Raw genomic sequence first — 314 nt, 5'->3', positions numbered from 1 at the left:
TGCTCCCCACCGTACCGCCCACCTCGGTGCTCGGCGGCGCACTGGGCTACCTGCATCGGCAGTGGCCACGCCTGATCCCCTACCTCGCGCGCGGCGATCTGCCGATCGACAACAATCCAGCTGAGAACGCCATCCGCCCCTTCGTCGTTGGGAGAAAAGCGTGGCTCTTCTCGGATACGCAGGCCGGTGCGCGTGCCAGCGCGCTCATCTACTCGCTGGTTGAAACCACCAAGGCCAACGGCATGGAGCCGTATCTGTGGCTGCGCAACGCGCTGCGCGCGCTACCGACCGCGACCACTGTCGAACACTTCGAG

1 protein-coding gene is annotated in these 314 nt (G+C 65.9%); it reads left to right on the top strand.

Annotated features, from left to right (window positions below):
• The coding region (locus M622_RS23400) for an IS66 family transposase (protein ID WP_021247993.1) at positions 1-314 on the top strand (314 nt) is incomplete at both ends.

Source organism: Thauera terpenica 58Eu (assembly GCF_000443165.1).
GTDB classification, from domain to species: Bacteria; Pseudomonadota; Gammaproteobacteria; order Burkholderiales; family Rhodocyclaceae; genus Thauera; species Thauera terpenica.
The sequence above is the reverse complement of the archived record's forward strand: the minus strand, read 5'-3'. Positions and strand labels throughout refer to the sequence as shown.